Below are 22,851 nucleotides of genomic sequence, written 5' to 3'. Positions count from 1 at the left end.
CACGGGCGGCTCAGCGGATCGACCGTGGCGAGTGAAAGTAGCCGTGTTAGCCCCAGTGGCCTGCCTGCTCACTCGCCGAGAGGACGCGACGGAGGGCAACGACGTAAGCTGCGACCCGCAGCGTCGGCAGGTCTTCGTCCTCGTAAGCGGACACGAGATCATCGAAGGCAGTGACGATCACGTCTTCGAGTTCCTCGTTGACGCGCTCCTCGCTCCAGTAGTTGCGCTGGCGGTTCTGCACCCACTCGAAGTACGAGACGGTGACACCGCCCGCGTTTGCCAGAATGTCCGGAATGACCAGGACGTCCTCGTCGGCGAGCACTTCGTCAGCTTTGGGGGTCAGCGGCCCGTTGGCTGCTTCGACGATGACGTCTGCCGTGACATCGGCGGCGAGCTCCTCGTCGATGGCGTTTTCGAGTGCCGCCGGCACCAAAATATCGACGTCCAGCGTCAGGAGTTCGTCGTTGGTGAGTTCCTCGTCGGCACCGGCGTAGCCGACGACGCTGCCCGTCTCTCGCTTGTGGTCTTTGACCGCGCGAGCATCGAATTCGCCGTCGGTCCGGATCGCACCCGAGGAGTCCGAGACGGCGACGATCGAGGCCCCGAGCTCCTCGAGCAGATCGGCGGTGATCCAGCCCGCGTTGCCGTAGCCCTGGACAGCCACAGTCGCCTCGCTGATGTCCCGATCGAGGTACGAAAAGGCCTCGCGGGCGACCAGCATCGACGAGCGACCGGTCGCCTCGACGCGACCCTCGCTGCCGCCACTGTCGAGGGACTTCCCGGTGACGACACCGGGTTCGGTCGTGTTCTCCAGTGTCTCGTAGGTGTCCTTGATCCAGTTCATCTCGCGCTGGCCAGTGTTGACGTCCGGCGCAGGAACGTCTCGATCCTCACCGATCAGCGGCCGAAGTTCCACCGCGAAGGCTCGCGTGATGCGCTCGAGTTCGCTCTCGGAGTACTCGCTCGGGTCGATGACGATGCCGCCCTTGCCGCCGCCGAGCGGGATCCCGACCGTCGCACACTTATAAACCATCCAGCCCGACAGTGCCTTGACCTCGTCGCGGTTGACGCCCGGATGATAGCGGATACCACCTTTGTACGGACCGCGTGCGTCGTTGAACTGCGATCGGAACGCTTTGAACGTCTCGAGGCTCCCGTCGTCCATCTCGACAGTGAGCGTCGTCTCCAGGACGCGCTGGGGGTGTTTCAGGCTCTCCAGGACGTCGTCGCCGGCATCGAGGGACGCCGACGCGTCGTCGATCTGTGACTGTAAGCTCTCGAACGGATTGACCGAATTTGACATACGTCCACTTCCGGGAGGGTACTGTTAAGTCCATCGTTGTCGATCAGGCACTCACATATGTTGCCGCTTCTTCCCGGTCGGTGGTCACCCACTCGAACGGAATGACCCATCGGGGACACTGGAGCGGTCCCAAACACTGAGGGGGCGGCCGCTTGAGTCCACACACATGACGTTCAGCATCTGTGTTCGCGAACGGTACACCGACGAGAACGGAAGCGACCAGACTCGATTCGGGGTGGCCGTGACGACACGTCTCCCGGGAGTCGGAACGCTGTGTCCGTTCGCCAGCGAACACGGGGCCGTCGCGACCCAAAGTCACGTCAACGTCGAACTTGGCCGGAAAGGCGTCGAGTATCTCGACGACGGGCTGGCCGTCGAGGATGCGCTCGAAGCGCTGCTCAGCGCAGACGACGGACGGCCACAGCGCCAGGTCCACGGCGTCGGCACAGCGGGGGAGTTCGCGTTCTCGGGCGAGGAGTGCAAGCCCTGGTATGGCGACCGCGTCGGTGACAATTTCACCGTCGCCGGGAACCTCCTGACGGGCGAGTCGGTCATCGAGGAGGTAGCGACTGCCTACGAAGACAGCGCGCCGCCACTCGGCCCCGACGCGGACGTCGACCGTCCACTTGCGGCACGATTGATTGACGCGCTGGCGGCCGGTCACGCCGAAGGTGGCGACAAACGCGAGGAGTTGCCCGTCCAGAGCGCCGCGATGGTCGTCGAAACGACCGAAGACCGCTCGATGGGGCCCTATTACAACGACCTCCGTGTGGACGCGACGGAGACACCGATCGAGGATCTACGGGAGACGTACGAACAGGCCGAACGCGGGTTCGAGATGGCCCGCGAACGGTACGAGGACGCTGACGACGGGGACAATACCGAGGACGCCGGATGAATGTTATAGGGGCAATATTTTCAGCGGGAAACGGAATAATATTCGAATATGAATATTCAGGGCTAGAAAGAGAGATATTGCCACAACAGTCAGTGATATATCCGGCTATACTCCCTTTGCAACAATCAGTGTGGTAGTCAGTTCCGCTTCGTTGTTTTTCCGAAGCGAGCCCTGTCCCACCCATGCCAGATCCGAGCACACCGCTCATCACCGTGACGAATATTTATCAGCTATCCAAACGAAAATAGTCACGGAGGTGAATGGTATCGTGACCTCGGGTTTCATCGTCTTGCTACTCCTGCAGTTTTTCCTCTGGGTCGGCATGGAGATCGACGTCAAACGGTCCGAGAACGGCGATCTACGGTGGTTCGCAGTCGCCGGGATCTTTCCGGTCATCGGACTGGGTGTCTCTCTCTGGTACGTGCTGAATCGACGTGATTTGCGGGACACCAGCGACGGTAGGTGACCAGCAGATGCGACGCCGAAATGATTCACGGAAAAGCAATCCGTACGATCTACCGGTGTGCTCGTAGGGCGTCACTCCCCGACCAGAGCAAGTGTCGACCCGTCCCGAGAGCCGACTCGAGCAAGAGCAATTAAGAACGCCAAGGCGAGCGCCAATCCGCCGATTGACTGGAGCCACGTATGTGCATCGGCGAGTGGCCGAGCGACGACCATACCGAGTGCCACTAGACTGAGCGGAAGGAATCGTCGATCAACCAACAACAGGTAGCCGGCCGGTGCCATCGCATACAGGACGTGGCTCGAAATATCCCAGAACGGCGTGATGAGAAGGTGCGGGATCGTCACCGCCACGAGAAGGAGCGCGAACTCGGGCATGATGTCCCCCCAGTTCCAGACGCGCCACCCCGCCCAAATTGCCAGCATGCCGATGGCCAACCCCGCACTGCCCGTTGCGTCAGCCCCCCACTCCGGGAGTGGGCCCACGACGTGCGGGACCCCCTGATAGATGACGAATGCCACGACCCAGCCAAACCCAAGGACTCCGAGACGCTTGCCGAGTCCCACGAGGGAGTTACTGGCGGACGTGCGCCACTCGTATCCGATGAGACAGAGGCTACAGAGCAGCACGAAGATTTCGGGGGCAAACACCGCCGAATACGTCCGCGCTATTTCGGACATGTGTCACCCCACCTTCCGGGAGCCTTGTATCGATTACGATCGAATTATCACACCGGTCGCGAAGGTTGTGTCGCTTTCGCGGGAAGTTCTTTGCTCGTGACACCCACTCGGCCGCTCGCCCTTCGAACGAAAGCACCCGGCGCTCTGTTCGTTCGGAAATCACCCCGATGCTGTCGGGTGATTACGACCGCAAAAATCCGCCACGGGCGCGAAGAGATGCTAGTGTACGGCGAGCAGAGCGAGCCGTTTCTCTCGACCGAGTGTTGCAAGGCTCGAACGAAGGGAGAGCCTCGGAATTGCGAACGGCGACCAGCGGGAGCCGTGAGCAGCGAGGTCGAGGTGTTTTTGGCCCAGCTTTTTGCGAGTCGAGCGGGACCAAAAGTCCCGCTGACCGTGCGAATAGCGTGGGAGCTTGGCTCCCACGGATAGTGCGAGCGGGCAGCGAGGCGGTTTTTCAACCGCCTCGAAGTCGCGGCGCGTAGCGCCGCGCACGGCCCGCGAGCATTCGGACGCTTCGCGTCCGTGAGCAGAGAGTGGTCGCCTATGGCGACCCGACGACGTAACAAGGTGGACGGGCGCGAAGGGATTTGAACCACAGTCGCTCCCGTTCGCTCGCTTCGCTCGCTCACCTCCCACTCCCTGATTCAAAATCCCTTCGTGCCGGTTCGCTCGTTTCCTCACTTCGTTCGAAAACTCGCTGCACGGGCGCGAAGGGATTTGAACCCTCGACATCTTGGTCCGGAACCAAGAACTCTGTCCACTGAGCTACGCGCCCTCAGTTGATGGTTCCGCACAGACGGATAAAACGGTTGTGAACTCCTTCGATCAAGCCATCGGTCGAAACTAAAATACAATCGAACGCGGTCAGGGCGTCTCGCTGGTCTCGATCGTGAAGTCCGAGGTCGGGTGGGCCGTACAGGTCAGACAGTAGCCGTTTTCCATCTCCTCCTCGCTCAGCGTGTCGTTGTTCGAGTGCTTGACGAAGTCCTCGGCCGCCCCGTCCTCGACGTGGCCCGAACACGACAGGCACTGGCCCTGGCGACAGGAGTACGGCAGATCCCAGTCCTCGTCCTCACCGGCCTCCAGGATCGTCTCGTTGTTGGCCACCTCGATCGTCTCACCCTCCTTCGCAAATTCGATCTCGTAGTGTTCGACTTCGTCTTCGGGGATGGCCTCGGGATCGAACCCGGCATCAGCCTCCGTGGCTTCGCCGTCAGCGAGTTCGCCGTCTGCATCGCCCGCTCCCGCCGGGATTGCCGCGCCGCCACCACCGATCGACCGGTTCATCGGCTCCGGAAAGTCCGTCTCCGGGACTGCGGCCCCACGCCGTTCCAGCAGCGCGGCAGAGATGTCTTCGGCAGGTTCCCAACCGGTCCCCTTCGCATAATGTAATAACACCGCAGTCACCGTGAATCCGATCCCGAGAGCGATGCCCAGTACCTCGACCATTGATGTACGGCGGTACGGAACACGGGTTTAATTAGCTGTTGTTAGGCTCAATTTGGCCCGGTATAGCCCGTTGCCCAACGTGTTTTCCCCGGGATGTGACGGTTCCGCAATATGTAGAGATTGCGCTCGGGACCCGTCAGTGAACGGGCGGCCGTGTGGGCTACTACAATCGTCGGGGGTGGGCAAAATGCCGGTGACGTGACCGGACACTCCCATTCGTCTCCAGCGGGGAACGGATGACCGAGGCGTCGTCTACCGGTTTTACCGGTGAATGTTCGACAACCGTCGGACTCAAAATATATCACTGAGACGTACGAGTGACCGAACGGAGGATCACAAATATATGTCCACACCGATCGCTGGAGTCGGAATGACGAAGTTCGGCGAAATGGCCGACCGGACGGGTCGGGATCTGTTCGCCGAAGCCGGCGAGACAGCAATCGAAGACGCGGGAATCGACCGCGGAGAGATCGACGCGCTCTATCTCGGGAATTTCATGGGTGAACTCTCCGAGCGCCAGGGCCACATGGGTCCGTTGATGGCCAAAATGCTCGGATTGGACGTCCCTGCAACGCGCGTCGAAAGCGCCTGTGCTTCGGGCGGGATGGCCGTCCGACAGGGCATTCAGGCTGTGCGTGCCGGCGCTGCCGACGTCGTCCTCGTCGGCGGGGTCGAGCGGATGCACAACATGGGGACGACCGGCGCGACCGGCGGGCTCTCGGTCGCGGCCGACGATCTCTGGGAGATCAAACACGGGATCACCTTCCCCGGCGCGTACGCCCTGATGGCGAAGCGATACTTCGAGACCCACGGCGGCGACCGCGAGGACCTCGCCGAGATCGCGGTCAAGAACCACGCGAACGCCGCGAACAACCCGCTTGCCCAGTACCAGACCGAGATCACGATCGAGAAGGTCCTCGACGCGTTCCCGGTCGCCGACCCGCTGGGACTCTTTGACGCGAGTCCGATCACCGACGGCGCGGCCGCGGCGATCATCGTCAGCGAGGAGTACGCCGCCGAGCACGACCTCGACGCGCCGGTCTCGATCACGGGCACCGGCCAGGGGACCGACGATCTCGCGCTCCAGCACCGCGACTCGATCACCTGGACGCCCGCGACGGCCGACGCCGCCGCGGAAGCCTACACCGACGCCGGCATCGACGCCGACGACGTCGACTTCCTCGAAGTCCACGACTGCTTTACGATCGCTGAAGTCCTGGCGCTCGAAGGATTGGGACTCTACGACGAAGGCGAAGCGATCACCGCCGCCCGCGAGGGCGAGACGACCGCCGACGGCGAGTTGCCCGTCAATCTCTCGGGGGGCCTGAAAGCCAAGGGGCACCCGGTCGGCGCGACCGGACTCGCCCAGATCAGTGAGATGACGAAGCTATTCCGCGGTGATCACGTCAACAGTGACGCCGTGGAAGACGCCGAAGTCGGACTCACGCACAACGCCGGTGGGACAGTGGCTTCTGCTGTCGTGCACGTTCTGGAGGTGGAACAATGAGCGACGAAGTCCGTGACGATGGCTACGACGACTTCATGGACGCCTTGGAGGAGGGCGAGCCCTACTACGTCGAATGTGCGAACGGCCACGCCTCGCTGCCGCCGCGGCGGCTCTGCCCCGAATGTGCAACCGACGACCTCGGCGAGGCACCGCTGGCCGAGACCGGCGAGTTGCTGACGTACAACGTCACCCACGTCCCGACGCCGGAGTTCGCCGACGACGTGCCGTTCGTCCTCGGGATCGCCGAGTTCGGGGACGTCCGCCTGACCGGTCAGGTTCGCGCCGACAGCGAAGACGTGGAGGTCGGCGACACCGTCTCGATCGGCACTGACGTCAGCGAGACGAACGGCGAGCGCTACATCGCGTTCGATCTCGAATAACGCAGAGTCGGTCTTCGATTGGGTCGTGTCGACAGCGTTCAGATTTTCAAGACTCCGACGTTCCGCAACTACTTTGCTCCGTGCCGTCCCCTCCTCGCACATGAAGGTAGCCGGAATGGCCTCGAACAGAGGTCGCAACCTCATGAACCTCGCCGACCGCACGCCGGGTGGAGCCGAGTTGTCCGTTGTCCTGACGAACGACGCCGACGCACCCGTCCTGGAGAAGGCCCAGGATCGCGGTATCCCGACGGAAGTCGTCGAACACGAGGCAAGTGAGTCACGTGAAGCACACGAGCAACGCGTCCTCGAAGCACTCGTCGATTACGAGTTCGATCTGGTCGCCCTCGACGGATACATGCGGATCCTGACGGAGACGATCCTCGAGGAGACACCGACGACACTGAACGTCCATCCCGCACTCCTGCCCGCATTCAAAGGGATGGACGTCCACGAAGACGTCCTCGACGCGGGTGTCAGGATGACGGGCTGTACCGTCCACGTCGTGGACGAGAGCGTCGACGACGGCCCGATCGTCACCCAGGAGCCCGTCCCCGTCCGGGAGGGCGACACCGTTGATGATCTCAAGGAGCGCGTCCTCTACGAGGGGGAATTCAAAGCCTATCCGCGTGCGATCCAGTGGTTCGCCGAGGATCGCGTCGAAATCGACTGGGAGGAAGGCACGGTCGCCGTCGAAGGCGACGACGGCGGAGCCTACCCCGAGCGCCGGATCGAGAGCGACGACCGCGTCCGGGAGTTGCGCTACGGCGAGAACCCCCACCAGGACGCCGCGCTGTACGCGGATCGAACCTGTGAGGAAGCGAACGTCGTCGACGCCCCCCAGCTCAACGACGGGGCGAAGGGGATGGGCTACAACAACTACAACGACACCGACGCGGCCCTCAACCTCGTCAAGGAATTCGACGATCCTGCCTGCGCAGTCATCAAGCACACCAACCCGGCGGGCTGTGCGGTCGCCGACTCGATCAGCGAGGCCTACGCCGATGCGCTGGCGACCGATCCCAAGAGCGCCTTCGGCGGCATCGTCGCCCTCAATCGTGAGTGTGACGCCGCAACGGCCGAACAGATCATCGAGTCGTTCAAGGAGGTCGTCGTCGCGCCGGGGTACACCGACGACGCGCTGGACGTGCTCTTCGAGAAGGACAATCTCCGCGTGTTGGATGTCAGCAACCAGTACGATCCCACGGACCCCCTGACCGAGAAGCCGATCGTCGGCGGTCGATTGGTTCAGGATCGGGACCTCCAGACAGTCACCGAGGACGATCTCGAAGTGGTCACCGAGCGCGAGCCGACCGACGAACAGCTCGAATCGATGCTGTTCGCCTGGCAGACCATCAAACACGTCAAATCAAATGCGATCGTCTTCGCGGAGGGCACGGAAACCGTCGGCGTCGGTGCCGGGCAAGTCTCCCGGGTCGACGCCGTCGAGATCGCGAAGATGAAGGCCGCGAGTGACGCCGAGGGCAAAGATGCCGACGAGGCCGTGATGGCTTCTGATGCCTTCTTCCCGTTCCCGGACGGGATCGACGCAGCCGACGAGGCGGGCATCGAGGCAGTCATCCAGCCTGGGGGCAGCGTCAACGACGACGACGTGATCGAGCGGGCCGACGAACTCGACATCGCGATGGTATTCACCGGCTCGCGAGCGTTCCGGCACGACTGACAGGCATTTTCAAAGCGTTCGTCACCAGTGTCGAAGTTGGGGGACAGGTATCGCCGGATTGCGGACCGTTCGGCGGCAGTTCTGATCGGTGGAAATGCGATCCTTTTTAGGTATTTGACGGTGAGGAACGGATAGACACATGCGAAAGCGAACGCTCGCCCTGCTCGCCCTCGCCGGCCTCGTGGTCCTCGCCGGTTGTAGTGGGGAGACGACGGAGACGACGATCGAAACAGACGGCAGCGATACGCCGGCTGAGACAGAGACACAGACCCCAGACAAGACGACATCCAAGCCGGCGGAAACGACGAGCGACTCGGGAGAGACGAGCACGCCTGTCCAGATCGATACGGCGACCCTACAGGCGGACACGATCGAGGCGATGAGCGACATCGTCTCCTATCGAATGGCCCAGAACGTCACCACGGTACAGACGACGAACAACCAGGAGGTGACGACGAACATCGAGATCGAATACGCGGCAAATCGAGACGCGAAAGCACTGGAATCCCATCGGACAGTGACGCAGTTGGGCACGGAAACGGTGATCGATACGTACCTCTCCGACGAGCGTCTCTATCAGCGAAGCGATCAGTACGTCCAACGGTACGGCTCCGAATGGGTCACGGAGAACGTTTCGGAGAACTTTACGCAACAGTTCAACTTGCGCGATCAACTCTGGCGGTACGAATTTACGCTCGACAGTGCCTCGCTTTCTTCGGTCGAGGCGACAACCGTCGACGGGACCGAGACCTATCGCGTCGCGGCCGACGTCAACACCACCAAGTTAAACGACGCGATTCGATCCAGCCTCAACCTGTCGGCCAACGCCTCCCAGGCTGTCTCTGCAGGGACCAACGTGACGTCGACATTCTGGATCGATACCGAGACGAAACGCCCGCTCCGTGTCGATCGGACGGTCATCGGCACGCAGACGATCCAGGGCCAGCCCGTCGACTTCGAGCGGACGATCACGACCGAGTTATCGTATGAGGAAGTGACTGTAACACTCCCTGACGGAGCTGACTCGGCCGTGTCGTTGAACAGCACCGCCAGCTGAGAGAGCGAGAGAACATGCCTCGGTCAGCGATATCTCCGCGACGGGGAAAACGAACGGTCGTCCTCGCCGTGGTGACTGCACTCGTCGCCCTCGCCGGCTGTCAGGCCCCCGTGATCGGTCCCGACGGAACCGGGACCGGAAACCCGGACGTATCGCCGTCGGACAGTCACGCCGACACTGCCGAACCAGAGCCCACAGAGACACACACAGCTGATACCGACCGAACGAAGCCGACAGACTCCGCGTCACCGACATCGACGCCTGCCGAAACGGCAGAATCTCCACCGCCGGACGAGACTGACGGGAACAACTCCATCGCCGTTGCGGGTGGGAACCTGTCGCTGTCCGCCGATCGTATTTTCGCTGACGTCCGGGACGTCATGGCTGGCGACGTAACCGCGCCCGAACAGGTGACCGTCCTCGAAAACGAGAGCGAGCTTGCGGACGTCCTCGGCGGCGGTACCGCCGGAGTCCCCCGATTCTACGAGCTTCTGGGTCTCGAGCCGGGCGAGGGACTGAACGGGACTGCGTTCGAGCGCATGGAGAACGGCCTCACGTTCAACAGCGGGTTCATCTACATCCTGAAGAGTCCGGACGGCGATCCGGCCAGTACCGAGTGGGTCCTCGCCCACGAGTTCGGCCACTACATCAACCTCAGATTGGACCGCGTCACGACCCTCCAGTCGAAGCTTGGCCGGACCACTGACGAGCGCTACGTCGTGCGGGCGGTCCGGGAGGGCGCGACAGTCCTGACGACGGACACATACCTCGCCCGTCACGGCAACCGAACCGAGCCGACGGCCCCGCTGTACGACCAGCTGCTTGCGGCAGTGTCGCCCGGTGAGATCGACCGATACGGCTTCAGTCAGTACGTCTTCGGCCACCGGTACGTGGCCGACCGGATCGACGATCCAGCCGACCTCGATAGTGTCTTCGAGAACCCGCCACGGACGAGCGAGCAGGTTATCCATGGATACGCGCCGGATGCGGAACCACCCGCGGAGCTGACCGTTACCGTCAATGCGAGCGGAGCCTGGCGGTCCGGGGGCTCCGATCGCCTCGGCGAGGCGTTCGTCCGGTACGCTCTGGAGAACGGCGTCGCCCCCGACCGGGCGGCTGAAGCGGCCGCCGGCTGGGGGACCGATCGGTTGTACTACCTCCGGCCGACGACAGGCGGGGATTCGAGTTACGCCTGGACGTTCCGGTGGGACGACGCGGCGAACGCGACGGAGTTCGAGCGGGCGCTCCGGAACTTCCTCGACGAACGTGGCGACCGACTGGAGAAGGGCTGGTCGCTCGGAAACGCCACGGCGACCCTCCACAGTCCAACCGACCGAACGACCGTGCTCCTGTTGGGCAACGAAAGCCTTGTCGACAACACGGCCGTCACGTCTCCGGACGCCGGACAAATACGGATCGAATTGCCGAAGGCGGAGGACTGAGCAGCCCCGAGCCCCGGATGTCAATCCGCTGTTTCGAGAGCCGACAGACTCCGATAACCTAAAACGCGCCGGACCGGTTCCCACAGATATGCACTATCACGAGGCCGCAAACTTTCTCTTCGATCTGCGGCGGTTTGCCCCCAGACCGGGGACTGACGCCACTCGCGAGTTACTTGCAGCACTGGGCGATCCACACGAGTCGATCTCGGCCGTCCAGATCGCCGGGTCGAACGGCAAAGGCTCGACCGCACGGATGCTCGAAGCCGTCCTCAGAGAGGCGGGCCTCGACGTGGGGCTGTACACCTCGCCGCATCTCGACGACGTCCGCGAGCGCGTCCGGGTGAATGGCCGGAAGGTTCCGAAAGCGGCGCTCGTCGAATTCATCGAGGAAGTCGAGCCCTACGCCACCGATCGGGCCGCCGCCGGCGACTCGCCGACGTTCTTCGAGACGCTGACCGCGCTGGCGTTCTGGGAGTTCGACCGCCAGAACGTCGATATCGCCATCCTCGAAGTGGGGATCGGCGGTCGCTACGATGCGACGAGCGTCGTCGACCCGATCGCGAGCGCCGTCACGAGCGTGACGCTCGAACACACCGACCTCCTGGGCGATACCGTCGACGAGATCGCCCGGGACAAGGCTGCCGTCGCCCCCACGGACGCGCCGCTCGTGACCGCCGCGACCGGCGACGCGCTGGCTGCCATCCACGACGAAGTCGAGGACGTCATTCGTATAGGGAGCCCGGACGAGGACGCCGACCTGACGGTCGAGCACGGGGGACGCGACGGGCTGGAAAGTCGGGTCACGCTGTCCGGACAGGGGTTGGACGTCGAGACGCGACTCCCGCTGCTGGGCGAACACCAGGCACGAAACGCCGGTGTCGCGGCCGCCCTCGCTCGGCAGGTCGCCGATATCAGCGAGGAGACGCTCGCTTCCGGCCTGCGTCGCGCCCACTGGCCGGGCCGGTTCGAGGTGCTGGATCGCGAGCCGCTGGTCGTCCTCGACGGCGCTCACAATCCCGGCGGCTGCGAACGCGTCGCCGAGACGCTCGACACCTTCGAGTACGACGAGTTGCACCTGGTCGTCGGCGCGATGTGTGACAAGGACCACCACGGCATCGCGGACGCGCTGCCGGCCCCCGATCACGTCACCGCCACCCACCCAGACGTCGACCGCGCCGAGGACGAGCAGGTGGTCGCCCACGCTTTCGAGGCTGAGACGGCCGCGGCGGTCCAGACACGATCGGACGTCGCCGGCGCGCTCGCAGATGCGCTCGAGGCGGCCGGCCCTGACGACGCCGTCCTCGTGTCGGGATCGCTCTATGCCGTCCGTGAGGCCCGGACGCGCTGGACGCGGCCGAACGTCCCCAAGCGCGTCGAATCCATTGCCGACGCCGAGGACGTTCTCGAAGGTGCCCACGTGACCGAAGCCGGCACCTGGCGGATGCGCGGCAAGGGCGTCCATCGCGTGCTCAAGACCCGCGTCCAGCCACGGCAGGCCCAGTATCTCAAGGAGGAGCTGCTCTCACTCGGCGGGGAGTGTGCCGTCTCCGGCCTCGGCGACCAGGATCGCGAGCACGTCGACGCCGTCATGATGGGCACGCTCGCGCAGTTCAAGCGCCTCGCCGGGAAACTTGAGGGCCAGCCCTACGGCCTCTCGCCCTTTGCCGACGAGATCAGAGAATCCCTCGAGATCGGCGTCGCGCCGGACGAGCGCGGCTACCCCTGGGAGGATGGCACCGCGGTCATGGGCATCCTGAACGTCACGCCCGACAGCTTCCACGACGGCGGCGAGCACAACGCCGTCGACGAGGCGGTCGAGCGCGCCGAGGAGATGATCGATGCGGGCGTCGACATCGTCGACGTCGGCGGCGAGAGCACCCGCCCCGGGGCCGATCCAGTCCCAGTCGAGGAGGAACGCGATCGGGTCGTTCCAGTGATCGAGCGCCTCGCAAGCGAGGACGTGACTATCTCGATCGACACGCGGAAGGTTCCCGTCGCCGAGGCTGCCCTGGAAGCCGGCGCGGACATCCTCAACGACGTCACCGGCCTCGACGATCCGGCGATGGCCCACCTCGCCGCCGAACACGACGTCCCCATCGTCGTGATGCATTCCATCGACACGCCGGTCGACCCGGACCACGACATCCACTACGACGACGTCGTCGAGGACGTCATCGAGGAATTGACCGAGCGCGTCCTGCTCGCCGAGAAGGCCGGCCTCGATCGCTCACAGATCCTCGTCGATCCCGGCCTGGGCTTCGGGAAAACCGACGCCGAGAACTTCGAAGTTCTCGATCGCCTGGGTGAGTTCGAGGCGCTGGGCTGTCCGGTGCTGGTCGGTCACTCACACAAGTCGATGTTCGGGCTGATCGATCGAGGCCCGGATGAGCGTTACGAGCCCACGGTGGCGGCGACGGCACTCGCCGCGGAGCGCGGCGCGGACGTGATCCGGGTACACGACGTGGCAGCGAACGTCGCGGCGGTCGACATCGTGGAGGCAGCGGACGATCCCGGATCGTTTGAGGATTGATCCGGTGAGATATCTGTGAAGGGAAACGTATCCAAATCCCTACATTATTTTCTCACCCAGACAGTCGATGAATCGGCGGGTACAGAGCCTCGCGTACCACTCGGCTACCTCAGCAATAAGTGAGTTTGAGGATGGTGTCAAATTTGTCCACTCTCAAGCCGAGCTTCCGGTCAGGACTGTGAAATCACGCCACAACCTCACTAAATTCTATATTTCCCTCATATATCGTAATATGAAGGCCATTTGCTTCATCCGAGGGGGTGTTCCATTCATACTGGTCTTCGTGGCCGTCCTCAATGGACACCCGAATTTGATGTAGCCCTTCGCTGTTGATTGGATTTTCGTATGCGTGATTGCCATCTTTCGGTATCGTGATGGTATTGTTTAGGATCTCCCGGTTGTCGGAAAGTCGAGTAACCACCGTGGTAATTGTACTTTCCTGATTCCGGTAGTTGTAAATCGCTAAGTCAGGTACATCGTTATTCTCAAACCCGAGACAACCCGAAAAGGCTACCGCTGCTACTCCTGATAAATGGAGGTACTCTCTTCGTGAAAGGGGACCTACCATATTGATTCAAAATCTGCCTTCGGTAAATACTTTGTCTGGCTGTGACGATTCGGCCAAGGAAGTCTGAGCAACCACCTGTACAAGATATGCGGCCTGAAACAAACGGCTCGATCGTTCTCCAAGCGATATCGGACCTATAGCAACCGTAACCGACGTCAAAACAACCCGTGTGATTCCTGCACCCGGCGATAGAGATCGAGATACGACTCCAGGATGGCGCGGTTGTCGTAGGATTCGAAGGCGTCGTCGATCGTCCGTCGCTCGATGTCGCCGGCCGAGACGATCGCATCGGCGAGTTCCTGGGGATCGGTCACGTGGAAACTCCGCGGATGGTTCTCGATCAACTCGTGCGCACTCGATTCAGCCTGGTATTCCACGATGCCGACGCACCCTGCCGCGAGCGCCCAGAGCAACTCGCGGGCGAAGTGTTCGCGATAGGCGGTCTGGACGAACGTGTGGGCACCGCGGTAGATCGCGAGGCGCTCGGCACGGGAACACTCGCCGGCGAAGGTGATCCGGTCGTCGATCCGGAGGTCCGCCGCCTGGCGCTCGTAGTCGGCTCGCTGGGGACCATCGCCGATGATCGTCGCGCTCCAGTCCCGATTGCGCAATTCCGCCAGCGCGAGCAACAGGCTCTCGACGTTGGCCGAGTCGTCGAGTCGGTGGGCGAAGGCGACGTCGGTCTCCTCGGCAGGTACCGTCTCGGAAACCAGCGAGAAGTCGATCGCGTCCGGGATCACCGTCGTTCGTTCGTCCGGGATTCCCTGCTCCCGGACGCGGGTCCTGACGAGTTCCGACGGCGTGATCACCGTCGTTGCCTCACGGAACGCCTGCCTGAGAGGACGAGACTCCGAGAGCCCCTCGTCACCGTAATAGTCGATCACCAGCGGTGCACGCGCGAGCGTCCCACCCGCGCTTGCGGCGAACACCCCTGCCAGTGGATACAGGCGAGCGTGAATGACGTCCGGGCGATATCGCGCGAGCAAGACGGGGAGACGCGCACCAAAGGAGGCGCGAGCGGGCGCGACGGTCACCGCGCGGTAGGTGACGCCGTCCACCTCCCGGCGATCGGCCGGGTCGTCCCACCAGGCCGCACAGAAGACGGTCACGTCGTGGCCGCGGTCGGCGAGGCTGCCTGCGAGACGTTCCAGCCGACGGTTCCCATCCGTGTCCCGATGACGGACCGTCCGCATCGAGACAAAGGCGACCCGCATACCCGCGATGAGTACGCGGGGTGTCAAAAAGGCCCCGTCTTCCTCGGCGGGTCAGATGACGCCAGTGACTTCGGCCGCCTCGCGGGCAGCTGGTTCGCTCATCCCGTTGCCGAGGATCGTATATCGGTCGCGGATCTCGTGAGCGGTGGTCAACGCCTCGATCACGGTCGCCGCGTCGATGCCGAGTTCGGCTGCCGTCGTTGGCGCACCGATCGCCGCCAGCGCGTCACGGATGTCCCGCCACTCGCCGTGCTCGCCGCTGTGGAGGTACTCGATCATGATCGAGCCGACGCCGACCTGGTGTCCGTGCAGCGCCGCGTCCGGAACCAATCGGTCGAGTTGGTGAGAGAAGAGGTGTTCGGCACCCGATGCCGGCCGGGAGCTGCCGGCGATCGACATGGCGACCCCGGAGGAGACCAGCGCCTTGACGACGATCCAGGCCGACTCCTCGAGACCCTGCTTGATCGAGCCGGCGTGCTCGACCAGGAGTTCGGCGGTCATCCGCGAGAGTGCGCCGCCGTACTCCGAGTAGGTGACGTCCTGCAGTCGACGCGCGAGCTCCCAGTCCTTGACGGCAGTGTAATTCGAGATGATGTCAGCACACCCGGCCGTGGTGAGTCGCCAGGGTGCGTCGGCGATGATCCCGGTGTCAGCGACGACGGCGACCGGCGGGTTTGCGGCGACGCTATGACGCGTGGTCCCCTCGGGGACCGACGCGCGCCCGCTGACGATGCCGTCGTGGCTGGCGGCCGTCGGAACCGAGACGAAGCCCACGCCCAGTTCGTCGGCGGCCATCTTCGTGAGGTCGATCGGTTTGCCCCCGCCGACGCCGATCAGGTAATCCGCGTCGGCGTCCTCTGCGGCGTCGATCACGCGCTGGACGGCCGCGAAACTCGCCTCGTCGACGAGGACCTCCGCCGGTTCGTGGCCGCGGTTTGCGAACTGCTCGCGAACGGCGTTGCCGGCCACTTCGCGCGGAATCTCGCCGGTCACGATCAGCGGTCTGCCCGTAAGGTGGAGTTCCTCGACAGCCTCGACAGTCCGATCGAGGACATCGTGTCCGACGAGGACGTTCCGGGGCAATCGGATCCACGTCGACTTCTCGAACATATCACCACCCTCGCCGGCAGGACTGATAATCTTTTGCGGTCGGTCTTCATGCCGATAGCGCCCGGAGATTGAACGTCGCCCCCGCAGGACTCCCCCGGACTACCGCGTGGTAAACACTGCATTTGTGGCCGGACTGTGAGCCCACACAATCCTTTTGTCCGAACCGGTCGAGTGTTCGCATATGGACTGGCCGCATGATCCCGACGGCGACGCGGGAAGCGAGGGGCGACGCAAGTACGGACAGGCGATCATCGCAAAGAAACTCGACGCCGAGGACTTTCCCGTCTCGACCGACGCGTTCCTCGAAACCTACGGCGACCACCCTGTTCGGATCGATCACGAACAGGTCGTCAGTGTGGCCGACATCTTCGAACACGTCGAGGCCGCCGAGTTCGAGGACTTCCCCGCGTTCCACACGGCCGTCGGCGAGGCGATGCGCGAGGCCGACTACTGGCCCCTTGAACGTGAGCACGCCTGACTTGGGAAGGGAGTTGATTCGCGCCGGTCAGTACCCTTCTGTAACCTCGCACGGCCCGCTAAACATCGAATTGTAGATCGCGAAATCCAGCCCGAACAGGACCCCGCTTCCGAAAGATCGGTGGCGTTGTGTGGGTGGTAACCTCTGACATATGGTCTCTCTTGACTTAAACGTGGCGCAGGTATCTTTTAGAGTCAACGTAGCAAAGTGATGGGTATGAATGGGTCGAACAGTGTGCGGGAGGTGATGACGAGAGAATACGTCGGCGTCAGCGAGTCCGATGGGGCAATAGAGACCGGGCGCTTGCTACAACAGGAACGCACCGACGGTGCTGTCGTACTGCGGGGGAACGATCCCGTCGGAACAGTGTCTACCGGGGACGTACTTGAGCAGCTACTGGAGACGGAAGATCCGGAGTCTGCCACGGTTCGGGACGCGATGGACGCGACGGTCCCGCGTATCGACATCGACGATCACATCGAATCGGCCGCCGATCAGTTGCTTTCGAGTTCCGTCTCATTGCTGATCGCCACCGACGAAAGTGATGACGTCGCCGGGGTCATCACCAAAGACGACCTGGTACGCGCCGTTGCACTCAGTCGAGATGCAGAGCCCAACAACGGCAATCTCGAACCCGCAAGAACCGAAGGGACTGCCGAAACGGATGCCGGCTACTCCAATCAGGGAATCTGTGAACGATGCGGGGCGCTGACCAGCGACCTCGTGTCGTTTAACGGACAGCTACTCTGTAATGACTGCCGAGATGTCTAAAGCGCGAAGGGCTTTACTCCATGCGGTGGTAAGTCGAGTACACGTGCCTCAGTCCCCGCCCGAGTGTACCCACAGGGGTGCGATGACAGCGCGGCGAACCCGGGCACGTGATATTTCGACGGCTTCGCCGTCATGACGCTCGGCGATCCCTGACGGGATCACCCGCCTCGACGGCTTCGCCGTCTCGGCATCCGGGGACACCGAACGGTGTCCCCCGCGCTCCCGGCTACCGCCGGTCGCGCATTCGGAGATCCCTGGCGGGATCTCCCGCCCGGCACGAGGGTTTCCCGGCCAACCCGGCACGCCGCCAGGGATGAGGTCGGTCGTTAGTGTTCCGGGCGTACATTACGACCTTTTGCAGCGCTCGCTGTGCTCGCTTGCAAAAGCTCGACCAAAATGTTTCGAACTCTCTTTGGTCCCGTATCCGACGTTTTCGACGGCTCCAGTAGTGAAATGCCTTAATCCGCATTGGGTATGTCCGTAGACAACTCGATACACACTCTTTCCAATCAACAGTACGTTTTTGCGGGAGTAGTTCACACCATTAGATATGGCTGAGAGAGACACCCGACGGGTCGCCCGCGATCTCATGAGTGAACCTCATATCCACGGGAGACGAATCAGCGTCCGTCAGGTGTACGCCCTCGTCGAAGAACGCAGTGAAGATCCCGAAGCGATTGCGGATCGGTACGATCTCGATGTGGCTGACATCTATCACGCGCTGGCGTACTATCACGACCACCCGCGAGAAATGCGTACCGTAGAGCAGGAACGTGACGACGCCATGGAAGACTTCCGCGGGTCGATCGTCAGACCCGAGGGTGTTGACCCGGACACGGCCTGAGATGACTGGGTGGCAGTTCCTCCTCGACGAGAATATCGATCCAAAGACTGCAACGTATCTGGAAAAGGAAGGGATTCACGCCGAGCACGTCCGCGATGCGCTTTGGCAGGGTGCTGACGACGAGGAAGATGTTCTCCCGTACGCACGGGACCACCAACTGATTATTGTGACGAGCGATGTGAAAGATTTCGGTGGGTTACCGCCAGGGGCTCACGCTGGTATCGTTTTGCTCTACGACGATACGATGCCTGCGTATCTGGTTGCAGCTGGTCTTATGTCGATGGTCGATACGTACCCGAACCGAGATGGGTTCGGCGGCCACGAAGAACTCGATCCATGGATCTGAGCGATTGTATTGATATTGTGGGAACGAGTCACTCAGACGCCCTAATACACTTTTAGCGACCCTACTAGTAGAAACTCGCCCGGTAGTGTTCCGGGCGCACCCACTGTCGATAACAGGTTCACCAAGCCCCTGTCCCAGAGGCCACAGTGATACCGTCACCAGGCGGTTCCCGGTGGCATTCCTTCGCGCAAAAACCCGCCAATGCACTCCGTGCCCTCACGCTGCTTTCGAGTTGTCGCACTCACCCGATCCGGATCCAAGTCACTGTATCCATCACCCTCCATATTCTAATTTAGTATTCAATCAAGTATAGTAGTATCCCAAATTCCCATTCTCCAAAAATATGAGGATATAACGGTTTTGAAGGGGCAAAGGCGTTGCTATCGAAACTGTTAATTGAATTTTGGCTCAATAGCGTGATGATGAGTCAAGCGACGGATCGACTCCGGCGGTATATGGAAGACGAGCTGGGGGAGTGCCGGAACGAGGATGTCCAGGCACGTCTGGAGGAACTCGGATCGCTGGAGCGGACCATCGACGAGCAACTCTCGGCTGAACTCGACGTGCTGTCGGCACTGGCCAGCGAGACACGATACACCCTCGTCCGGGCGCTGGTGGCCGCCAGCGAAGAGTTGTGCGTGTGTGAACTCCAGCCGCTGGTCGAGGTCAGCGAGAGCGGGCTGAGTCACGCCCTCTCGGAACTCGTTGAGGCGGGGATCGTCGAGGGGCGGAAAGACGGCCGCTGGAAGAAATACCGGGCGACGAATCGCGCGATCGCAATCGTGACGGTGCTGGAAGGGAGCGTGGGGACAGCGGCCACCTCCATGGAGGCGGAGTCCGATGAGTAACGTCGAACACGAACACGGCCCGGATTGTGACTGTCCGGACTGTGGCGATCCGCGGTCGATGGACTTTCTGGATAAGTACCTGACCGTCTGGATCTTCGGCGCGATGGCGATCGGCGTCGGACTGGGGTACATTGTGCCTGGTGTCACCCAGCCGATCCAGGACTTCCACCTCGTCGAGATCGGGCTGATCGTGATGATGTACCCGCCGCTGGCGAAAGTCAACTACGGCCAGTTGCCCCGTGTGTTCGCCCAGTGGCGCGTATTGAGCCTGAGCCTGATTCAGAACTGGTTGCTCGGCCCGACGTTAATGTTCGGGCTGGCGCTCGTGTTCTTTGGCGGTATCGTCCCCGGACTGCCGGCACGCCCCGAGTTCTTCCTCGGACTCGTCTTCATCGGAATGGCCCGGTGTATCGCGATGGTGCTGGTCTGGAACGATCTTGCCGATGGCTCAAGCGAGTATGCCGCCGGCCTGGTGGCGTTCAACAGTGTCTTCCAGATCCTGACCTACGGGATTTACATTACCTTCTTCGCGCTCGTCTTGCCCGAGGCGCTCGGGTTGGAGACGCTGACAGCCGGGATCGCCGAATTCGAAATCACTGCCGGAGAAGTCTTCGAGGCGATCGCGATCTTCCTCGGGATTCCCTTCGCCGCGGGTATTCTCTCGCGATACGTCCTTCCGGTCTCCGTGGGCATCTACTCGCAGTACGCCGGAACGGGCATCCACGGCGGCGAGTGGTACGAGGAGAACTACTTGCCGACAATCGATCCACTCACGCTGGTCGCGCTGTTGTTTACAGTGATCGTGATGTTCGCCACGCAGGGCGGGAAGATCGTCGCCGAGCCAGGGAACGTGGTCCTCATCGCCGTTCCGCTGACGATCTACTTCCTCGTTATGTTCGTCGTCAGCTTCGCGATGGGTCACCGGATCGGCGCGGACTACTCGACGACAACTGCGATCGGTTTTACCGCCGCTTCGAACAATTTCGAACTCGCGATCGCCGTCGCTGTCGCGGTCTTCGGCATCGAGTCGAGTGTTGCCTTCACGACCGTCATCGGCCCGCTGATCGAAGTGCCCGTGTTGCTCTCGCTGGTCTACGTCGCGCTGTGGCTCCAGCGGACGGTCGATTGGCGCGGCCACACGACGGGACAACTCGATAGCACGAAACCGACGAGTGCGGGAGACAGCGCCGCGGATCCAATCACGGAGGACGACTGATCCATGACAGATTTCACGGATTCGACAGCTTCGACCCGAATCGCCTTCATGTGCGTTCAGACGCCGGCCGCTCGCAGATGTCCACGGCCTTCGCCGAGCGTGAGCGTCTACTGTGGGTGACGGGCGGCTTCTTCGGCAGCCAGGTCGCCATCCTGTTGATCGCCGCCACGGGGTTGCTAACATGGGCGGTCAAAGCACCGTTGCTTGCGCCCCTGTTCGCTGTGCTGGGCTACCTACTGTGGGCCAAATTCGATCGAGGCGTGATCGACGAGTGGCTTCAGGAGACGTGGTTCTTCACGCGAACCATATTCCCATTGTTGATCGCAGGCACGTTCGTCATCGGGATTATCGGTGCGATCGCGGCGATCGCCCAGGGGTTGGGCCCGCTGGAGACGATCACGCGAGGTGGCGAGACGTTTGTTGCCCACCAGGTCGCCCCGGGTCTGCTCACGCAGGAGATCTTCGGCGAGACGATAGTGCTTTCGGCCGGTCTCGGCTCGGTCATCGGCGCGATCCTGTACATGCCGACGCTACTGGAGGTTCCAATCATCGGCTCGCTGTTCGGCTACACCAACGGCTTGATGGCCGACGGGCCGGCGCTGTCGCTGTTGCTGGCCGGCCCATCGCTATCGCTGCCGAACATGCTGGTGATCTGGAAAACCATCGGCACCAAACGGACGGCGCTGTACGTCAGTCTCGTCGCCGTGGCGGCCACCATGCCAGGCCTGATCTTGGGGCTGGTGTCTGAGGGATCGATAGTAAACAACCAACGCAAACCAAACCACACTACCCATGAAAATCGAAGTCATCGTCCCTGGCTGTGCCAGGTGCAAGAAGACCGCACAGAACGTCGAATCGGCACTCGAACAACTCGACGCTATCGACGCGACCGTCGAAAAAGTCGAAGGACAAATGGAAATCATCGACCGCGGCGCCATGCACACGTCCGCCGTCGCCGTTGACGGCGAGCTCCAGACCGAGGGTGAAATCCCGGACGTCGATCGACTGGTCGAGGTTTTCCGGTCGGCGTAGGACACCGAATCCAACCGATTATTCCAATATCCAAATCGTCTCAAAATATTCCAGAGAGACACCACAGTAGCCAGATTGGTTCCACTCCCCGCCTGAACGAAGAGCAAGGGTACGTGGCCATTCCGGGAGCCGCCATCGAAACAAGACGTTGCAGATCAGGTCACTTTCGCGCGACGACTAGTCTGAACAGACACCGTGGCGTGGTTTCCCTATTGAATCCCAGATTTGCGCCGAGTTTCACTTCCAGTGTATGGGTTAGACATATATACCAGATCAGCAGTCAAAATGCGGGTGGTGGTTGCAAATGGAACTCACCGCCTTACCAGTGCGTAGAGGATCGATGCCATGCCGAGAAGCTGACTAGCTTGCATAATTCCCGCGAGGTACAGCTTGTTGATCGGGAGTTGGAATTCCAAGACAACCGTAAGAACATACAGCAGGATATCTGCCGTCCCGGGAAACGCGATTACGAGAACGAACCCGATCGCAAGGAACAGCATCTGGCGGCTTTTGTTCCGTCGATAGCCACGGAACGCGACGTACGCTATGGCAATACCGATCACGACCGTGGTAACGCTTGCGGCAAGCAGTAACAACTCCACCAAGCCGGACGGCGTCGTTGCACTTTGCAGTGGAACTTCGCCAGTCTGACGGGGGGGATAGGTGGGGATCACGGTCACATTTCCTCCACCAGTCGCGTGAAGCGGTCGGCGATCGGTTCTCGACGGTCGACGGTGACCTCGTACGATCCATCCTGTAGCCGCACCGAAACTTCCGAGAGAGTCGCAACATACATCTGTTCGTGATGACCTCCGTCAGTATCGGGCCGAGTGCTGGCCTCGATCAGATCCAGTTCGGTGAGATCCTCGATCCGGCGATAGATCGTCGGCCCCGAAACCGAACACTGGTCCTGTAGCTCCTTTGCGGTCATGGGCCGCGTACTCGTCGCCGCGAGGATCCCGCGTGCACAGTCGTCCTCGAGGAGGGATGCGACGTCCTCCAGTACCTCCTCGTCGGTCACACTCCCGGCTACT

23 protein-coding genes, 1 tRNA gene and 1 pseudogene are annotated in these 22,851 nt (G+C 62.0%); 16 read left to right on the top strand and 9 right to left on the bottom strand.

Annotation, left to right across the window (positions count from 1 at the left end; all coding sequences use genetic code 11):
• Positions 1-46: 46 nt before the first annotated feature.
• On the bottom strand, positions 47-1,303 hold the full coding sequence (locus SVXhr_RS05070) for a Glu/Leu/Phe/Val dehydrogenase (RefSeq protein ID WP_275740043.1): 1,257 nt from the start codon (positions 1,301-1,303) through the stop codon (positions 47-49).
• A gap of 166 nt (positions 1,304-1,469) precedes the next feature.
• Here SVXhr_RS05070 and SVXhr_RS05065 point away from each other — a divergent pair, with 166 nt between their 5' ends.
• Both SVXhr_RS05065 and SVXhr_RS05060 read left to right on the top strand, forming a co-directional pair.
• On the top strand, positions 1,470-2,201 hold the full coding sequence (locus tag SVXhr_RS05065; RefSeq protein ID WP_275740041.1) for a DUF1028 domain-containing protein: 732 nt from the start codon (positions 1,470-1,472) through the stop codon (positions 2,199-2,201).
• 268 nt (positions 2,202-2,469) lie between these two features.
• Positions 2,470-2,667, top strand: a complete 198-nt coding sequence (locus SVXhr_RS05060; protein WP_275740039.1) for a hypothetical protein — start codon at positions 2,470-2,472, stop codon at positions 2,665-2,667.
• Between the two features lie 71 nt (positions 2,668-2,738).
• Here SVXhr_RS05060 and SVXhr_RS05055 read toward each other — a convergent pair whose 3' ends face one another.
• From SVXhr_RS05055 to SVXhr_RS05045, 3 genes are all read right to left on the bottom strand, one after another.
• Positions 2,739-3,344 (bottom strand): hypothetical protein, encoded by a 606-nt coding sequence (locus SVXhr_RS05055; protein ID WP_275740037.1) that lies wholly within the window; start codon positions 3,342-3,344, stop codon positions 2,739-2,741.
• Between the two features lie 702 nt (positions 3,345-4,046).
• Positions 4,047-4,119: transfer RNA gene (locus tag SVXhr_RS05050), tRNA-Arg, on the bottom strand.
• A gap of 89 nt (positions 4,120-4,208) precedes the next feature.
• Positions 4,209-4,793: a 2Fe-2S iron-sulfur cluster-binding protein gene (locus tag SVXhr_RS05045; protein WP_275740035.1), complete on the bottom strand. Its 585-nt coding sequence runs from the start codon at positions 4,791-4,793 to the stop codon at positions 4,209-4,211.
• Positions 4,794-5,136: 343 nt separating this feature from the next.
• On the opposite strand from SVXhr_RS05045, the gene SVXhr_RS05040 reads away from it, so the two are divergent.
• The 6 genes from SVXhr_RS05040 to folP all read left to right on the top strand — a co-directional run bounded on the left by SVXhr_RS05040 (position 5,137) and on the right by folP (position 13,390).
• Positions 5,137-6,300, top strand: a complete 1,164-nt coding sequence (locus SVXhr_RS05040) for a thiolase domain-containing protein (protein ID WP_275740033.1) — start codon at positions 5,137-5,139, stop codon at positions 6,298-6,300.
• Positions 6,297-6,680 (top strand): OB-fold domain-containing protein, encoded by a 384-nt coding sequence (locus tag SVXhr_RS05035; RefSeq protein WP_275740031.1) that lies wholly within the window; start codon positions 6,297-6,299, stop codon positions 6,678-6,680. Before SVXhr_RS05040 ends, SVXhr_RS05035 begins: the two co-directional genes overlap by 4 nt.
• Before the next feature lie 100 nt (positions 6,681-6,780).
• Complete coding sequence (gene purH, locus SVXhr_RS05030; RefSeq protein WP_275740029.1) at positions 6,781-8,361, top strand: bifunctional phosphoribosylaminoimidazolecarboxamide formyltransferase/IMP cyclohydrolase; 1,581 nt, start codon at positions 6,781-6,783, stop codon at positions 8,359-8,361.
• A 139-nt stretch (positions 8,362-8,500) separates the two neighbouring features.
• The gene (locus SVXhr_RS05025) at positions 8,501-9,418 is read left to right on the top strand and encodes a hypothetical protein (RefSeq protein ID WP_275740027.1); all 918 of its coding nucleotides are present in this window, start codon (positions 8,501-8,503) and stop codon (positions 9,416-9,418) included.
• Between the two features lie 68 nt (positions 9,419-9,486).
• Positions 9,487-10,860, top strand: a complete 1,374-nt coding sequence (locus tag SVXhr_RS05020; protein WP_275740025.1) for a hypothetical protein — start codon at positions 9,487-9,489, stop codon at positions 10,858-10,860.
• Between the two features lie 88 nt (positions 10,861-10,948).
• Complete coding sequence (gene folP, locus SVXhr_RS05015) at positions 10,949-13,390, top strand: dihydropteroate synthase (protein WP_275740023.1); 2,442 nt, start codon at positions 10,949-10,951, stop codon at positions 13,388-13,390.
• 184 nt (positions 13,391-13,574) lie between these two features.
• Here the strand turns inward: folP and SVXhr_RS05010 are convergent, their stop codons facing one another.
• From SVXhr_RS05010 to SVXhr_RS05000, 3 genes are all read right to left on the bottom strand, one after another.
• On the bottom strand, positions 13,575-13,958 hold the full coding sequence (locus SVXhr_RS05010; RefSeq protein WP_275740021.1) for a hypothetical protein: 384 nt from the start codon (positions 13,956-13,958) through the stop codon (positions 13,575-13,577).
• Positions 13,959-14,113: 155 nt separating this feature from the next.
• Positions 14,114-15,172 carry a glycosyltransferase family 4 protein gene (locus SVXhr_RS05005; protein ID WP_275740019.1) on the bottom strand — a complete coding sequence of 353 codons (1,059 nt, stop codon included), beginning with the start codon at positions 15,170-15,172 and terminating at the stop codon, positions 14,114-14,116.
• A 51-nt stretch (positions 15,173-15,223) separates the two neighbouring features.
• The gene (locus tag SVXhr_RS05000; RefSeq protein ID WP_275740017.1) at positions 15,224-16,282 is read right to left on the bottom strand and encodes an NAD(P)-dependent glycerol-1-phosphate dehydrogenase; all 1,059 of its coding nucleotides are present in this window, start codon (positions 16,280-16,282) and stop codon (positions 15,224-15,226) included.
• 181 nt (positions 16,283-16,463) lie between these two features.
• Between SVXhr_RS05000 and SVXhr_RS04995 the strand changes: the two genes are divergently transcribed.
• The 8 genes and pseudogenes from SVXhr_RS04995 (at position 16,464) to SVXhr_RS04960 (ending at position 21,817) form a co-directional block, all read left to right on the top strand.
• Positions 16,464-16,760 (top strand): DUF5785 family protein, encoded by a 297-nt coding sequence (locus tag SVXhr_RS04995; protein WP_275740015.1) that lies wholly within the window; start codon positions 16,464-16,466, stop codon positions 16,758-16,760.
• Positions 16,761-16,976: 216 nt separating this feature from the next.
• Positions 16,977-17,531 (top strand): CBS domain-containing protein, encoded by a 555-nt coding sequence (locus SVXhr_RS04990; protein ID WP_275740013.1) that lies wholly within the window; start codon positions 16,977-16,979, stop codon positions 17,529-17,531.
• 550 nt (positions 17,532-18,081) lie between these two features.
• Positions 18,082-18,375: a DUF433 domain-containing protein gene (locus SVXhr_RS04985; protein ID WP_275740011.1), complete on the top strand. Its 294-nt coding sequence runs from the start codon at positions 18,082-18,084 to the stop codon at positions 18,373-18,375.
• Position 18,376: 1 nt separating this feature from the next.
• Positions 18,377-18,721 (top strand): DUF5615 family PIN-like protein, encoded by a 345-nt coding sequence (locus tag SVXhr_RS04980; protein ID WP_275740009.1) that lies wholly within the window; start codon positions 18,377-18,379, stop codon positions 18,719-18,721.
• Between the two features lie 422 nt (positions 18,722-19,143).
• Complete coding sequence (locus SVXhr_RS04975) at positions 19,144-19,569, top strand: metalloregulator ArsR/SmtB family transcription factor (protein ID WP_275740007.1); 426 nt, start codon at positions 19,144-19,146, stop codon at positions 19,567-19,569.
• The gene (gene arsB, locus SVXhr_RS04970) at positions 19,562-20,785 is read left to right on the top strand and encodes an ACR3 family arsenite efflux transporter (RefSeq protein ID WP_275740005.1); all 1,224 of its coding nucleotides are present in this window, start codon (positions 19,562-19,564) and stop codon (positions 20,783-20,785) included. The genes SVXhr_RS04975 and arsB overlap by 8 nt, the downstream gene beginning before the upstream one ends.
• 77 nt (positions 20,786-20,862) lie before the next feature.
• Positions 20,863-21,510 (top strand): annotated as a pseudogene (locus SVXhr_RS04965) (permease); the annotation flags it as partial.
• Between the two features lie 67 nt (positions 21,511-21,577).
• On the top strand, positions 21,578-21,817 hold the full coding sequence (locus tag SVXhr_RS04960) for a thioredoxin family protein (protein WP_275740003.1): 240 nt from the start codon (positions 21,578-21,580) through the stop codon (positions 21,815-21,817).
• 311 nt (positions 21,818-22,128) lie between these two features.
• Here SVXhr_RS04960 and SVXhr_RS04955 read toward each other — a convergent pair whose 3' ends face one another.
• Together SVXhr_RS04955 and SVXhr_RS04950 are read right to left on the bottom strand one after the other, a co-directional pair.
• Positions 22,129-22,497, bottom strand: a complete 369-nt coding sequence (locus SVXhr_RS04955; RefSeq protein WP_275740001.1) for a hypothetical protein — start codon at positions 22,495-22,497, stop codon at positions 22,129-22,131.
• Positions 22,494-22,838, bottom strand: a complete 345-nt coding sequence (locus SVXhr_RS04950) for a helix-turn-helix domain-containing protein (RefSeq protein ID WP_275739999.1) — start codon at positions 22,836-22,838, stop codon at positions 22,494-22,496. Before SVXhr_RS04950 ends, SVXhr_RS04955 begins: the two co-directional genes overlap by 4 nt.
• Positions 22,839-22,851: the final 13 nt, after the last annotated feature.

Origin of the sequence: Halorhabdus sp. SVX81 (genome assembly GCF_029207715.1) — an archaeon.
Taxonomy (GTDB): Archaea; Halobacteriota; Halobacteria; order Halobacteriales; family Haloarculaceae; genus Halorhabdus.
This window is presented reverse-complemented; position numbering and strand designations above follow the sequence as displayed.

What these genes read in the sequence shown, in the direction of transcription:
- purH (WP_275740029.1), top strand. Translation starts at nt 6,781, where the DNA reads ATGAAGGTAGCCGGAATGGCCTCGAACAGAGGTCGCAACCTCATGAAC.
- SVXhr_RS05000 (WP_275740017.1), bottom strand. Translation starts at nt 16,282, where the DNA reads ATGTTCGAGAAGTCGACGTGGATCCGATTGCCCCGGAACGTCCTCGTC.
- SVXhr_RS04980 (WP_275740009.1), top strand. Translation starts at nt 18,377, where the DNA reads ATGACTGGGTGGCAGTTCCTCCTCGACGAGAATATCGATCCAAAGACT.
- SVXhr_RS04975 (WP_275740007.1), top strand. Translation starts at nt 19,144, where the DNA reads ATGAGTCAAGCGACGGATCGACTCCGGCGGTATATGGAAGACGAGCTG.
- SVXhr_RS04995 (WP_275740015.1), top strand. Translation starts at nt 16,464, where the DNA reads ATGGACTGGCCGCATGATCCCGACGGCGACGCGGGAAGCGAGGGGCGA.
- SVXhr_RS04960 (WP_275740003.1), top strand. Translation starts at nt 21,578, where the DNA reads ATGAAAATCGAAGTCATCGTCCCTGGCTGTGCCAGGTGCAAGAAGACC.
- SVXhr_RS05005 (WP_275740019.1), bottom strand. Translation starts at nt 15,172, where the DNA reads ATGCGGGTCGCCTTTGTCTCGATGCGGACGGTCCGTCATCGGGACACG.
- SVXhr_RS05035 (WP_275740031.1), top strand. Translation starts at nt 6,297, where the DNA reads ATGAGCGACGAAGTCCGTGACGATGGCTACGACGACTTCATGGACGCC.
- arsB (WP_275740005.1), top strand. Translation starts at nt 19,562, where the DNA reads ATGAGTAACGTCGAACACGAACACGGCCCGGATTGTGACTGTCCGGAC.
- SVXhr_RS04990 (WP_275740013.1), top strand. Translation starts at nt 16,977, where the DNA reads ATGAATGGGTCGAACAGTGTGCGGGAGGTGATGACGAGAGAATACGTC.
- SVXhr_RS05010 (WP_275740021.1), bottom strand. Translation starts at nt 13,958, where the DNA reads ATGGTAGGTCCCCTTTCACGAAGAGAGTACCTCCATTTATCAGGAGTA.
- SVXhr_RS05025 (WP_275740027.1), top strand. Translation starts at nt 8,501, where the DNA reads ATGCGAAAGCGAACGCTCGCCCTGCTCGCCCTCGCCGGCCTCGTGGTC.
- SVXhr_RS05040 (WP_275740033.1), top strand. Translation starts at nt 5,137, where the DNA reads ATGTCCACACCGATCGCTGGAGTCGGAATGACGAAGTTCGGCGAAATG.
- SVXhr_RS05055 (WP_275740037.1), bottom strand. Translation starts at nt 3,344, where the DNA reads ATGTCCGAAATAGCGCGGACGTATTCGGCGGTGTTTGCCCCCGAAATC.
- SVXhr_RS05065 (WP_275740041.1), top strand. Translation starts at nt 1,470, where the DNA reads ATGACGTTCAGCATCTGTGTTCGCGAACGGTACACCGACGAGAACGGA.
- folP (WP_275740023.1), top strand. Translation starts at nt 10,949, where the DNA reads ATGCACTATCACGAGGCCGCAAACTTTCTCTTCGATCTGCGGCGGTTT.
- SVXhr_RS05045 (WP_275740035.1), bottom strand. Translation starts at nt 4,793, where the DNA reads ATGGTCGAGGTACTGGGCATCGCTCTCGGGATCGGATTCACGGTGACT.
- SVXhr_RS04985 (WP_275740011.1), top strand. Translation starts at nt 18,082, where the DNA reads ATGGCTGAGAGAGACACCCGACGGGTCGCCCGCGATCTCATGAGTGAA.
- SVXhr_RS05070 (WP_275740043.1), bottom strand. Translation starts at nt 1,303, where the DNA reads ATGTCAAATTCGGTCAATCCGTTCGAGAGCTTACAGTCACAGATCGAC.